General features: G+C 34.4%; 19 protein-coding genes. 8 read left to right on the top strand and 11 right to left on the bottom strand.

All coding sequences use genetic code 11. From position 1 onward, the window contains the following. The first annotated feature begins 60 nt into the window (after positions 1 to 60). From EG346_RS16565 to EG346_RS16595, 7 genes are all read left to right on the top strand, one after another. Positions 61 to 774, top strand: a complete 714-nt coding sequence (locus tag EG346_RS16565; RefSeq protein ID WP_123880144.1) for a phosphoadenosine phosphosulfate reductase domain-containing protein — start codon at positions 61 to 63, stop codon at positions 772 to 774. Further along, positions 758 to 1,549: a ParB N-terminal domain-containing protein gene (locus EG346_RS16570; protein ID WP_123880147.1), complete on the top strand. Its 792-nt coding sequence runs from the start codon at positions 758 to 760 to the stop codon at positions 1,547 to 1,549. Before EG346_RS16565 ends, EG346_RS16570 begins: the two co-directional genes overlap by 17 nt. Positions 1,550 to 1,872: 323 nt before the next feature. Next, on the top strand, positions 1,873 to 2,319 hold the full coding sequence (locus tag EG346_RS16575; RefSeq protein ID WP_317048630.1) for a C-type lectin-like domain-containing protein: 447 nt from the start codon (positions 1,873 to 1,875) through the stop codon (positions 2,317 to 2,319). Next, positions 2,300 to 3,664, top strand: coding sequence for a PBSX family phage terminase large subunit (locus EG346_RS16580; protein ID WP_164466202.1), 1,365 nt, complete (start codon positions 2,300 to 2,302; stop codon positions 3,662 to 3,664). The genes EG346_RS16575 and EG346_RS16580 overlap by 20 nt, the downstream gene beginning before the upstream one ends. After that, the gene (locus tag EG346_RS16585) at positions 3,664 to 5,049 is read left to right on the top strand and encodes a phage portal protein (protein ID WP_123880153.1); all 1,386 of its coding nucleotides are present in this window, start codon (positions 3,664 to 3,666) and stop codon (positions 5,047 to 5,049) included. Before EG346_RS16580 ends, EG346_RS16585 begins: the two co-directional genes overlap by 1 nt. Before the next feature lie 7 nt (positions 5,050 to 5,056). Further along, entirely contained in the window at positions 5,057 to 6,085 is a 1,029-nt protein-coding gene (locus EG346_RS16590) for a DNA-methyltransferase (protein ID WP_123880155.1), read from the top strand. Continuing rightward, positions 6,085 to 7,128, top strand: coding sequence for a hypothetical protein (locus tag EG346_RS16595; protein WP_123880157.1), 1,044 nt, complete (start codon positions 6,085 to 6,087; stop codon positions 7,126 to 7,128). Before EG346_RS16590 ends, EG346_RS16595 begins: the two co-directional genes overlap by 1 nt. Here EG346_RS16595 and EG346_RS16600 read toward each other — a convergent pair whose 3' ends face one another. The 10 genes from EG346_RS16600 to EG346_RS16645 all read right to left on the bottom strand — a co-directional run bounded on the left by EG346_RS16600 (position 7,129) and on the right by EG346_RS16645 (position 10,655). Continuing rightward, complete coding sequence (locus tag EG346_RS16600) at positions 7,129 to 7,371, bottom strand: hypothetical protein (protein ID WP_123880159.1); 243 nt, start codon at positions 7,369 to 7,371, stop codon at positions 7,129 to 7,131. It abuts the gene before it with no gap. A 76-nt stretch (positions 7,372 to 7,447) separates the two neighbouring features. After that, positions 7,448 to 7,894, bottom strand: a complete 447-nt coding sequence (locus EG346_RS16605) for a hypothetical protein (RefSeq protein ID WP_123880160.1) — start codon at positions 7,892 to 7,894, stop codon at positions 7,448 to 7,450. A 43-nt stretch (positions 7,895 to 7,937) separates the two neighbouring features. After that, positions 7,938 to 8,240 carry a hypothetical protein gene (locus EG346_RS16610; RefSeq protein ID WP_123880162.1) on the bottom strand — a complete coding sequence of 101 codons (303 nt, stop codon included), beginning with the start codon at positions 8,238 to 8,240 and terminating at the stop codon, positions 7,938 to 7,940. Between the two features lie 32 nt (positions 8,241 to 8,272). Further along, a complete protein-coding gene (locus EG346_RS16615) occupies positions 8,273 to 8,530 on the bottom strand; it encodes a hypothetical protein (RefSeq protein WP_123880164.1) in 258 nt (85 codons plus the stop codon). 31 nt (positions 8,531 to 8,561) lie between these two features. Continuing rightward, positions 8,562 to 8,834, bottom strand: a complete 273-nt coding sequence (locus EG346_RS16620; protein ID WP_123880166.1) for a hypothetical protein — start codon at positions 8,832 to 8,834, stop codon at positions 8,562 to 8,564. Further along, positions 8,831 to 9,289 carry a hypothetical protein gene (locus EG346_RS16625; protein WP_123880168.1) on the bottom strand — a complete coding sequence of 153 codons (459 nt, stop codon included), beginning with the start codon at positions 9,287 to 9,289 and terminating at the stop codon, positions 8,831 to 8,833. Before EG346_RS16625 ends, EG346_RS16620 begins: the two co-directional genes overlap by 4 nt. Positions 9,290 to 9,301: 12 nt before the next feature. Further along, positions 9,302 to 9,673 (bottom strand): YopX family protein, encoded by a 372-nt coding sequence (locus EG346_RS16630; protein ID WP_123880170.1) that lies wholly within the window; start codon positions 9,671 to 9,673, stop codon positions 9,302 to 9,304. Positions 9,674 to 9,702: 29 nt separating this feature from the next. Next, entirely contained in the window at positions 9,703 to 9,939 is a 237-nt protein-coding gene (locus tag EG346_RS16635) for a hypothetical protein (RefSeq protein ID WP_123880172.1), read from the bottom strand. Between the two features lie 3 nt (positions 9,940 to 9,942). Next, positions 9,943 to 10,245: a hypothetical protein gene (locus tag EG346_RS16640; protein ID WP_123880174.1), complete on the bottom strand. Its 303-nt coding sequence runs from the start codon at positions 10,243 to 10,245 to the stop codon at positions 9,943 to 9,945. Beyond that, positions 10,242 to 10,655, bottom strand: coding sequence for a hypothetical protein (locus EG346_RS16645; protein WP_123880176.1), 414 nt, complete (start codon positions 10,653 to 10,655; stop codon positions 10,242 to 10,244). Before EG346_RS16645 ends, EG346_RS16640 begins: the two co-directional genes overlap by 4 nt. A 613-nt stretch (positions 10,656 to 11,268) precedes the next feature. On the opposite strand from EG346_RS16645, the gene EG346_RS16650 reads away from it, so the two are divergent. Beyond that, on the top strand, positions 11,269 to 11,532 hold the full coding sequence (locus EG346_RS16650) for a helix-turn-helix domain-containing protein (RefSeq protein ID WP_164466204.1): 264 nt from the start codon (positions 11,269 to 11,271) through the stop codon (positions 11,530 to 11,532). Positions 11,533 to 11,613: 81 nt separating this feature from the next. On the opposite strand, the gene EG346_RS16655 is transcribed toward EG346_RS16650, so the two are convergent. Next, a complete protein-coding gene (locus tag EG346_RS16655) occupies positions 11,614 to 12,180 on the bottom strand; it encodes an N-acetylmuramidase domain-containing protein (protein WP_123880180.1) in 567 nt (188 codons plus the stop codon). Positions 12,181 to 12,192 lie beyond the last annotated feature (12 nt).

Raw genomic sequence — 12,192 nt, forward strand, 5'->3', positions numbered from 1 at the left:
AAGAGCTGTCGGAAGAAGTTTCGCAAGAGTTCGTCCAACAGTGATTAGACGTAGAGGATAATGGATTTATCAGCTACTTTAAACAGTATCAAAACCCTATCAGCAAAAGTTGATAGGGTGATACTCTTTCATTCCGGAGCAGGAAAGGATAGTATTTGCCTTTTGAATATGATGGCACCACATTTTAAAGAAATAGTTTGTGTTTTCATGTACATCGTTAAGGATCTGGAACACATTAATCGGTATATTCTATGGGCAGAAAAGAAATATCCTAACTGCCGATTCATTCAAACTCCACACTACGCCTATTACAACAATAAGAAATACGGTATAAACGGTACTGAACAAATTGGATATTCAGAATGGAATCTTTCAAAAATCAATGATAAAGTAAAAGAGCAAACCGAAATTGAATGGTCGGTTATGGGATTCAAAAAAAATGATTCTCTTAATCGCAGGCTAATGCTTAATTCATATCCGGATTCTATGACAAGCGAGGCGGGCCAAAAACTTTATCCTTTGGCTGATTGGTCAAATAAAGAAGTTTTACAATACATCCGTAAGAATCGCTTATTAGAACCTTTGAAGTACGGGAACACTGGAAATACAAGAAGTCAAGGTTGCGACATTAATGACATTTCATTTCTTCTTTGGTGTAGAAACTATTATCCAGGTGATCTAAAAAAGATTATAGAAGAGTTCCCCGATACAGAACGTAAATTATTTGAGTACGATCATTCACAAAAACAACAATTGCATGCAGAACAAGATTAAACAGAGCGAAACCATCACATTAAAACGATCTGAGATAACTCCGGCCGATTACAATCCTCGTACAATTACAGATGAAGCCAGAAAATCCCTAAAGAAAAACATAAAAGAGAATGGAATCATTGGAGGAATGGTCTGGAATAAGCAAACTGGAAACCTTGTATCTGGACATCAGAAATTGAGTATTGCTGATGAAGTGAATAAATACGAGGCAGGGAATGATTATGACATCAAAGTAGAGGTTGTTGATGTGGACCTGAAGAAAGAGAAGGAATTAAATATTTTCTTCAATTCAAAAGCTGTCCAGGGTGAAATGGATTATAAGAAGCTCGCACAGATTTATCCGGATATTGATTCAGCACTTGCGGGACTTGATGAAGTGGATGTATCCATGATCGAAATAGAGATGCCAAATACGGACAATATCGAAATCCCTTCGTTTGAACCACAGGAAGAAAAGAAAATCAACGCAGAATATGAGAAGAGCATCACGCAAGAGCTTTCAAATGCTGTAAATCATCCAGAAGCCGGTATTTCTGAAATGGAGCGTAAGGATGCCAAAGAAATGAGTGATGAAGAAAAGAAAGCGCACGTAAAGGCAATCAAAGAGAAAGTAAAAGAAGGAGCAATGATGGATGGTGAACCTTACTTCACGGTGAGCTTTTCTGATTACGATGCAAAAGTTCAATTTCTGGAATACCTAGGATTCAATCCGGAGGACAAATTCATCAAAGGAGAAGAACTGGCCGAAAAAATAGATGAAACCTATGCGAGTTGACACCACAAAGAGCCCATGCAGTAAGTTCATGTATACTAATGAGCGAGAGGCAAAGGATATCATCACAAAATGCAAATCTGCCAGCAGCAGAAGTAAGATACCAAAGAGAGTCTATTACTGCAAAGAATGTCACGGATGGCATGTAACAAGTCAAAAGAATAAATCAAAATTTCAATAAAGTGAAAACCTGCTCTAAATGTAACAAAGAGAAAGATTTTACGGAATTCCAAAAGCATTCCAGTTCTCGTGATGGGTGTAGGGCAAAATGTAAAGTATGTTCAAAGGAAGATTCAGAGAAAACAGGACGTAAAACAAAGTATGATATTAAAGTTCACCCTAAGCAAGTTTTAAAATATTCTTTATTAGGTTTAACAGATTCACAGATGGCAGGATCTTTTGATATTTCAGAAGCAACTTTCAATAATTGGAAGAAACATCATCCGGAGTTTTTAGAGTCCATGTTGGCTGGAAAAATCGAAGCTGATGCGAATGTAGCATCTACACTCTATAAAAGAGCGTTAGGACATTTGCAGAAAAGAAAAGTAGCTTTTAAGGTGAGACAAATTGACGATAAAACAGGAAAGTTATATGATGCGGTTGAAGTGGTAGAAGTTGAAGATTATTATCCACCGTCTGACCAGGCAATTAATTTATGGTTAGGAAATCGTCAAAGAAAGAAATGGGGAAGTAAGAGCGAAATCGAACATTCAGGTGAATTGAAAGGTAAAACAACAATTGTATTCTCAAAAGGTGCGAAAGGAAAAGACTGAGGAAGAGGTATTGACACTTTCGGATAAATATGAACCTTTATTCGAGTGGTTGGATTGTCCAAAATTCCTTGATGAAAAAAAGACAATTCCAAATCCTTTGTATCATGTCAATACTGTTGTGATTACTGGTGGTAGGTATTCTCAGAAGTCATTTGGTATAGGAACATTTTCCGGTATTGCTGCAAAAGATTATGAACATAGGATACTCTATACCAGATATACATTAACCTCAGCGAAAGATTCGATCATTCCTGAGTTTGAAGAGAAATTGGGTCTTTTGAATTGTGCTGATGAATTTCGAGTTACAAAAGACAGTATAAAAGGTGTTTATAATAAAAGTAAGATTGTTTTCAAAGGAATAAAGACAGGTTCTGGAAATCAAACCGCTTCTTTAAAATCCCTGAAGAATTTCTCAATCTTTATCCTTGATGAAGCAGAAGAAATGCCGGACTTCACAACATGGGATAAGATTAAGAAATCCATGAGAGCGTTAGATGTGCGAAATCTTTCTATTCTCTCATTAAACCCGGCGACGGAAGAGCATTGGATTCACGAGGAATTATTTGAAGGAAAAGGAGTAGAGTCAGGATTCAATGGAATAGTTGGAAATGTTCTCTACATCCATTCAACATATCGAGATATTGAGCGTGAATTTATATCAGATGATACTTGGCAGGAATATGAAGAGTTAAGACTTATTTACGAAGCGTGGAAAGAAGCATCTCCAAAAGAGAAAGATGCAATGGACCCGAAGCTCATAAAAAAAGCGAAGTATTTTCTTCATACTATTTTAGGTGGATGGTTAAGCAAAGCAGAGGGAGTAATATTTGAAGATTGGGAGACAGGAGAGTTTAGAGATAATGGAAAAGCAATTTTCGGTCAAGATTATGGATTCTCAGTTGATCCAACAACATTGATCAAGGTTTGTATAGAGAAGTCGCTTAAAAAGATTTATCTGAAAGAGTATCTCTACAAACCTAAAATGAAGACCTCAGAAATATACGAGTTTAACAAACTAATTGCAGGAGAAACATTAATAGTAGGAGATAGCGCCGAGCCGAGACTAATCGAAGAGCTACAAGAAAAAGGAAATAATATTATTCCTGCAGAAAAGGGACCAGGTTCGGTAAGTGGAGGAATTGCAAGAATGCTCGATTATACTTTAGTTGTGGATCCAGATAGTAAGAATTTGAAAAAAGAATTAAACAATTACGTGTGGCACGATAAAAAATCAAGCACTCCAATAGATGATTGGAATCACTTAATTGATCCGATTAGATATGTAGTTCTCGAATTAACAGAAGCACCAAATAATAACTTAAGCAAAATAGCTGGAATGATATAATGGACGAAAAATTTAACAACCTCAGCACCATCGGTGAAAAAATCGCATATCTCAAGGATAACGGTTTGGAACTTCCCAATATTGAGCAATTCAATAATGAATGGGATGAGAAAAAGCACCGAATAATGACCGATTTATACAATTATCCTGATCGCATTATTGAGTACGAATACACTGATGAAAATGGCGAAAAAAAAGAGGGTAAACGTATAGAGAAGCTCAATCGTATCCCATTAGCTTATCAAAAAGAAATCGTTTCAATTGCAGTTACGTTTCTTTTCGGAAACCCTGTGAAGTACACGAACAATCTCGAAGACACTGCAATGTATGATGCTTTTCTTAAGGTTACTGATAAGGAGAAGATAATCTTTATTGATCGTGAAATTGCGAAAGCAAACGGAAGATTTACTCAATGCGCTGAATTATGGTACCCAGTTGACGAGCCTAACAATTATTATGGATTTCCTTCTCAGTACAGATTAAAAGTTTCCCTACTTACGCCAGATAAAAACAAAATATATCCATTCTTTGATGATCAAGGAAATCTGATAGCTATTTTAAGAGAGTATGAAAAGCGAGTTAACGGACAAAAGGTCAAACATTACGATATTTTCACTGCTGAAAGGATAGCACAACTTCGTGACCTCGATGGCAAATTTGATTTGATTTCTGATTCCATTAATCCAATTGGCAAGATTCCTTTGGTTTTTTATCAGTTTGAAGATGTGGAATGGTCAAAAGTACAGAAGGCAATCGAGCGACTTGAAGAAATATCAAGTGATGCCGGAGAAGTGAATAAGAAGTTTTCAGCCCCTATCTTAGCATTAAGCGGTAAAGTAACCGGAAGTTTTTCTAAAGACAAAACAGGCAAGGTATTACAATTAACCGGAGATAATTCTAGAGCAGAATTTGTTCAACCACCAAACGCAAGCGAATCACTAGCCAACGAGAAAGAAGATCTGGAAACTATCCTTTACAAGATGACCAATTCAGTGAACATTTCCCCCGAAGCACTTCAAGGCATGGGAAATATGCTCGCCACCGAAAACGCTGCATTTCTCTTTATGCTTCCACACCTCAAAGTAATGGATAAAATGAGCGTTTATATTCCTGCTTTGAAGCGTAGAATGTCAATAGTAAAATCATTCCTGCAGTTAATGAATACATCTTTCAGAAATTCCGATTTAGATGCAGAACCAGTGATTACACCTTACATCATAAACAATGAAGCTAAGTTCTATGAAATGCTTATGACTGTTAACGGAAATCAACCATTATTTAGCCAGAAATCAACAATGGAAAGAGCAGGAGTGAAAGATGTTGAGCAGGAAATGAAAGATATTGATTCTGATTTGGAGAAGAAGATGAGTAATGACTTATTATAAAAACGAAATGAAAAATATTCAACTCTTTAATGAAGACAATTTGGAAGTAATGAAAAGGCTTCCAGATGAAAGTATTGACGTAATATGCATTGATCCGCCTTACTTGTATTTAAAAAATCAGAAACTTGAAAGACCGTTTGATGAATTCAAATTCTTTTCTGAATGTAAAAAGCTTTTGACGAAAAACGGATTTATAGTGATGTTTGGGCGTGGCGAAAGCTTTTATCGTTGGAATACGATTTTGTGTGATTTGAAATTCACTTTTAAAGAAGAAATTATTTGGAATAAATCTCACTGTACAAGCCCTCTAATGAATCTTTCTCGTGTTCATGAAACGATTACTATTTTCTGTAAAGGGAAAGCTGGTATAAATAAAGTTAAAATTCCGTATTTAGAAATGAAGTCACATGATTTAGATTCGGTAATAGGTGACGTGAAAAGAATGAAAAGTATTTTGAAAAACACAAAATCACTTGATGCTGTATTGCAGTTTTTACAGGCAAATAATCATGAATATACCAAAGAAAACGTTAGTAAAGCTAATCTACGAGGATATTCAAAGGAAATGGATAGATGTGCAATAGTTGTCAATAGCATAAGCAACGGTTTAAATGAAAAATCTATAATTCGTACCGACAGATATGATGCTGAAACCTTTACAAAATTTGGAGTTAACTGTGATAAAAGACAAAAAGGAGATCGCTGTGTTGATGTAATTCAAGGTGTAGAATTTGGACTGAATGAAAAATCAATCATAAAAGAAGTAAGAAATCATTACAAAGCAATTCATCCAACAGAAAAACCCGTCCGCCTCATAGAACGTCTTTTAGCCTTAGTAATTCCAAAAGATAAACGACGTGAAGAAACTGTAATCGCTGATTTTTTCGGAGGTTCAATGTCATGCATGGAAGCTGTTCACAATATGGGAATGCGGGGAATTTCAACCGAAATAGACAAAGAATATTTCGATGATGGAAAATTAAGAATCGAAAACCTTCCAGAAAAACAACCAGAATTATTTGATAAAGCTATTTGATGACCCAAGACGAAAAACATATAAAGCGCATTAACAAATACCTCACTTCAATCAATGTCTTGTACGATGATTTAGTGAGGGAAATCGCTTTGCTTGTGGTGAATTTAAAAGTAAGTGAGAAGTTATTCAGATTCAAGGATTACAGTAGGATTACAAAAGCTGTAAGCGAAGCATTAATAACCTACAACAATGGTCTTTTGTCGAAGATTAATATCTACACGGAATATGAATGGGATTTCGCTAATCAGAAAGTCAATGATTTGCTTACCGATAATCTAAATGGTATCAAACCAAAGATTCCTGCCGCCGCCTACGATTCCAAAATGAGAGAAATCTCAAAGCAATCTCAAAACAAAAAAGCACTTGAAGCATTCCAAGAGCGAAAGAACGGCAAATTCACCGTATCTGAAAGAGTTTGGAATATTACCAAGCAAGCAAAAGAAAACCTCGAATTTGCTATTGATGATGCGCTCAAAGAGGGTATGTCTGCCCAAGATTTAGCAAGAAAAGTAAAAGGAAACCTAAATGATCCTGATAAGCTATTCCGAAGAGTAAGAGACAAGCACGGAAATTTAGTTTTGTCGAAAAACGCTCAAGCTTTTCATCCCGGACAAGGTGTTTATCGTTCTGCTCATAAAAATGCTTTACGTTTGGCATCAAATGAAATCAATATGGCTTACAGAAGTGCCGAAATGGAGCGAATCAGAGCAAACAGTGATGTAGTAGGTCAAAAGATTAATCTAAGTCCACAACACAAGGTGTTTGATGTCTGTGACGAATTGCAAGGAACTTACCCGAAAGATTTTAATTGGCTTTTATGGCACACCTCGTGTAAATGCTTCCGAACAATGATTCTCAAATCTCAATCCGAACTCATCACCGAAATAAACAACGGTCAAAACCTATCACCAGAAGCCTCTAAAAATTATGTTGGTGATGTTCCCCAGAATTTCAATAAGTGGGTAAATGATAACAGAGAAATGATTGAAAGAAGGAAATCAAAGCCTTATTTCTTAGAGGAAAATAAAAAGTTTGTGAAGTAATTATTTCTCGCTATAATTGTCTGAGACTGTTTTCCAGATTCTTTTCTTTTCTTCATCATCCAGAGGAATGTCGAAAGATGTTATGTCCATGCCATGATAGGAATTAACATTTTTAATTCTCCATTGGTTCTGAACTTCATTAAAATAAATCATAATATTTTGATTGAAGAAAACCAATTCTCTATCTTCTGAAAAACCAATGGAAGTTAAAAACTCCCTGAGTAGTAAAATTTCATTATCCATATTTCAAATGTATTAAAAATTATGGTAAAAATCCCCGACCTAAGCCGAGGATAAAACTAAACCATGAAAACGTATTTTAACGCTTAATTTTGATGATACAACTTTTACTGTCGTATTTGCCAACTTCATATTCTAAAGAGCTGAAATTCTCACCTAAAAGGTTTTTAATGTAATTTTCCTCTGATTCCTCAAGTCTTGAATATTTATACAACTTGAATTTTACTTGAAAGTCAGATTCGTATTCAAATACTTTTCTTGATAAGCCTTTCACAATTCTATCAATAAAGCTGTTTAGGGTTTTTAAGTGTTGCGGGTAATCAGCAAAAACAACAATTTCGTCTGTTTCTTCGTTAATCTCGTGGCATCCCTCGCAGTAATGCTTTCCTTTTAACTCTCGCCATTCGCTTTCATAAGCGTTTTCAATTACGGAACTTTCATCGTTCCAAAATGAGTGTTCACCATCTTCGTATAACTCGCCACAACGATCACATTTAACACCGTAAAAAATTTCAGTAACTATCATAATTCTTATTTTTAAATTGTTTTTTAGACAGTAAGATGTCGGCTTAAAAAATTGGATTTTGGTGAACTGGTTTTATTTCGGTTTTTGGTTTTTTCTTTTGCTGAAAACCTTCTGGGAGAAATTCACCGTATTCTCTGATAAGATTATACTTTACGATATTATGTAGTTGTTTATTTACATCAAAATCTTTTGCGAGAATATTCCATGCAACGCCTTTAGATAATCCTTTATTAATTCTGGAAGCAACTGTCCAATCTTTAATATTATCCTTTGCTTTGTAAAGCATTTGCTTTAAGTGGTCATTATCCAATTTTTCTGAAAGATATTTTGCGTGACTTTTATCCATAATCTAAATTTTTAGTTTACTCAGACTTCAATTTAATAATTGTATTTTTTGTTTAAATATTCAATATGTGCTTCAATTTCAATTTCTGAGAATTCAGAATCTTTAAGCCGCTGAACATACTCTGATTCATTACAAAAAGGGCAAGGGTCTTCACCACCTTTAGTACAACCGCCTGAATCGCTATCATAGCTGTCTAAGTCCCATAAATAACCATCTGAACAGCTTGCATCAGGATATTTTGCGCCGAAATAAGGAAATTGAGGACACTGTTTTTCTTTTGTATTTTCCATATCGTTTATTTTAGTTCCAATTCCTCAAAAATTAGAGAGTTTTATTTTCTTGTTCTTTTGCCCACCAATCTGCCATTTTTCCCATCTGTTCCCAATGTTCTTTTTCTTCCTGATCGTAGTTTTCCAATCTTACAGAAGCACATTTACCACAGATATAGAAATCAGTTTCAGCAACATCTTCTGGGATGTAATCAATTTTTGCGTAGGTTCCGTGTTCTGGATTATCGCAAAAGTCACACTCATCATCGAACTCGCATAGTTCAAAATGCTTTTCAATTTCTTCTTGAGAAAGTAATCTGCTCATAATAGTATTTCGAATATTAATGTTTTCTCTGGGTTGAATGTTTTTGATTCAGCTTCTTGCCATTCTTTCAAAGCTTCGTAGTATTTATCTTCTCCTTCTTCGTACATCCATCCACTTTCTTCTTCTTGAGAATTCGCCGTATACCATCCATATTTTTCAACAAACGGCTGTTCAATCAGATTTTCACCCCAATAATAACCTTGATTTTCAATCTCGCCAATGAATGTGTTTTCAGCATCTAGAAATTGAAAATTATCAGGACTTTTTACTAGATCTTTCGCTATTTCATCGTTAAATTCGATGCCTTTACAAATCGGTTTAACTTTATGACCGTGATTTGTTATATTAGGATTCCTGAAAGCATTCATTAACGCCCATTCAATTTTTAATTCTGCTTCCGTTTCGTACTCCACAATAAGAAGTCTTTTCTGTAAATTCAATTCTATCTTTTTCATCTTTGTTTTTATTTAAGGGTTTAATAATTCTGAATTCTCGTGAATATTCCCGATTGCTTTAGCGTTTTTTATGAAACTTAGTAGGATAGTTTCTGTTTTGGATGGAGTGGTTGCAACGAAATTTGACCAACGAAACTCTATAAATCGAATTGATTCACCATTCATAATTATATCACCTTCAAAAAGAAAGTCGCCTTCTTTAGTCTCGCCAATTAGTTGACCTACACTTTCAGGAATAACTTCTATAATAACATCAAGCATCACAAAGCCTTCAGGTGATAGTTTTTCATTCAATATGTAGCTTTTATCTCTGATCTTATAGAAGAATCCGTAAATCCAACCTGCACCATCTTTTCTTAATCCACGAAATTTTATATCTCTCATAATTTAATTTTTGTTTGTTAGTAATCTATTTAATTTCCTAAAATCCGTATTAAGGTCAAAATATCTCTTTTTGTGGGATTCTTTAGTTTATGTTCGTTTACTTCACAATATTCTGTAATAGCATCGTTTTCGGCTGTGTACTCAATCGTGTAACAAATTATAATATCTCTGATTTTAAGTTTCCACCATTTGTAATATTCACCACCATCCAATTTGCCTTTGGATTGAAAAGTAAATCCGTTTTCTTTTAACTCGTGCTCGTTCATAATCTATTTAGTTAGTAGTTCAGCGCAATCTTCACAATAGATAAAACTATTCTCGCTGTATTTCATTTCTTCGAATGATAATATCTTTTTGCATTTCTCGCATTGGTCTTGCATTGGCTCTTCTGGTAAAAGATCCCAATGTGTTGGTACGGTTTTTATACCGCTGTCATCACGCCATTGGGCTTTACCTTGAGCATTCGGGTGATAGGTTCGCCATGATGCTGTTGTAGGACTGTAATGTTTCCAATGACATACAATTATTCTTGTGCCGTCTTTTGGTGCTGTGGTAATAGGTTTCCAATTCATGATTTATATTTTTTATAGAGTTTTCGGAATTCAGAAAATCTTACGTTTAATAAATTATATTCGTCTCTAAATTCATTAAAGGTTCTTAATTCATTATAATAAGACCGCTTGCAAGACATTCTAAATTTTATTAATCTTTCAAGCTTATCCATATTGGTTTTAATTTCTTTTGCTCTCAGCCCTTGATATTCTGTTTGAAATAAATTAAATAATTCAGCCACAAAAACTGATGCTCGTAATTTATCATTAGAAAAGAAATTAACAGAAACGCCATTTTCAACAAGAGTGTAGATACGCTGAATATTATAGTTTTTCACAGCGTAATTAAATACTTCAATTGACGTATTTTGAAAGATGTATTTTAAAACATCTAATTGTTTCTCGTTTAAATAAATGGCCAACATTTTCATAATTTATTTTATTAGTTCTGGGTTAGAGTGGAAGACTTTTGCTCAATAATATAATTGTACGCTTGCTCTTTTGCATGGTCAGCAGAAATAGAACTGAAAAAGCTCTTATAACCTCTACCTTCATGTTTCTTTGTGTATGGATTGAAGACCTCAAATGTTATAGGACACACATAAACATAATAATTACAACCGCATGATCTTGTATGGCTAAATCTGCCCGTGTGCTGAATTCTTTGTTCAAATCGCACGGCTTTACAATTCTTTATGAATTGAGATAAAGTAGTATTGTCATTCATGACGCAAAATGATTTAAAATCCATAGTCTGTTTGCTTCGTACTGGTCTTTTCTCAGCTGAGATGGATTGATGTACATAATTAAACATCTGTTATTATACAGAAGAGTTTCTCTTCTGTCATTTCTCTTAGCGAAATTAATAATATGCTTTTCTACAACCATAACATTTTTGTTTTTTGAAATTAAACTTATATGTTTTAAATTCTTTTACAAAATTAAACTTAAATATTTAATTACGCAAATTAAAATTAACTTAATTGTATAATATTTTTGTTAATTGTTAAACTTATGTGTTATATTTGCAGTAGATATAAGAGTATGCTTAGAATACAAGAAGTTTTAAAAGAAAAAAACATTAGCCAAATAGAATTGGCTGAACGAATGAAATTATCAAAGGAAGGATTGAATAAAAAAATCAACGGTAACCCAACTATAAAATCACTACGAACTATTGCAGAAGCTATTGATGTAGATGTAAGAGAATTAATCGAACCAACAAAAGCAGGAGACAACGAAGAGCTTTATATCAAAAGAGACGGCTCATTCATTCCCATTGGTGAAATTCAAAAGTTAAAACCTTAATGACCTCACCAGAATATACCGAATACGAAAAAGCCCCAACTCGTGGGGCATAGATAAAATACATCTCATTTTTTTAAAGTGTTATTTTGAATACTTATTATAGGCTGCTTGCATACTAATATTGTATGGTTCGCGCTTATATTTCCGGGCTATATCCATAAATCCGGAGCCATTGTAGATCTTAGCAATTGTAAACCAGTCTTTATTTTTTATTGCCTGTTTTAGATTCTTGTCAGTATCAATGAATTTCGCAATTTGCCATATCTGATTCTGTAAAGATTCTTTTGCGTGATCCCACATTTCACCCACAGTGGCAAACCCAAGTCTTTTAAAATGGAATCCCATTATCTGTCCTAATCCAATCGATGTACTTTCCATTGCTGCGTTCTCATTCTTTTTAAAAGCATCATTGAAAGCTGGCCACTCTTTGGATTGTACATCCACTTTATTTAGATTCCATAATCCGGAAGGCGCATAAGCTGCTTTCTTTTTGAACCAAGCGGGCTCAAATTGAATCATTATTTTACCCGTGGAAGAATCAAATCCTCTCCCTCCGGTTTCCACCTCAATAAAGGCAAGCATCACCGCTGGGTCAAATCCAAACTCAGATGATACTTTCTTTGTAAGATTTATTATTTCGTTAGTCATTTTTCAAGTATT

The organism is Chryseobacterium carnipullorum (assembly GCF_003815695.1).
In the GTDB taxonomy this organism is placed as follows: domain Bacteria; phylum Bacteroidota; class Bacteroidia; order Flavobacteriales; family Weeksellaceae; genus Chryseobacterium; species Chryseobacterium carnipullorum.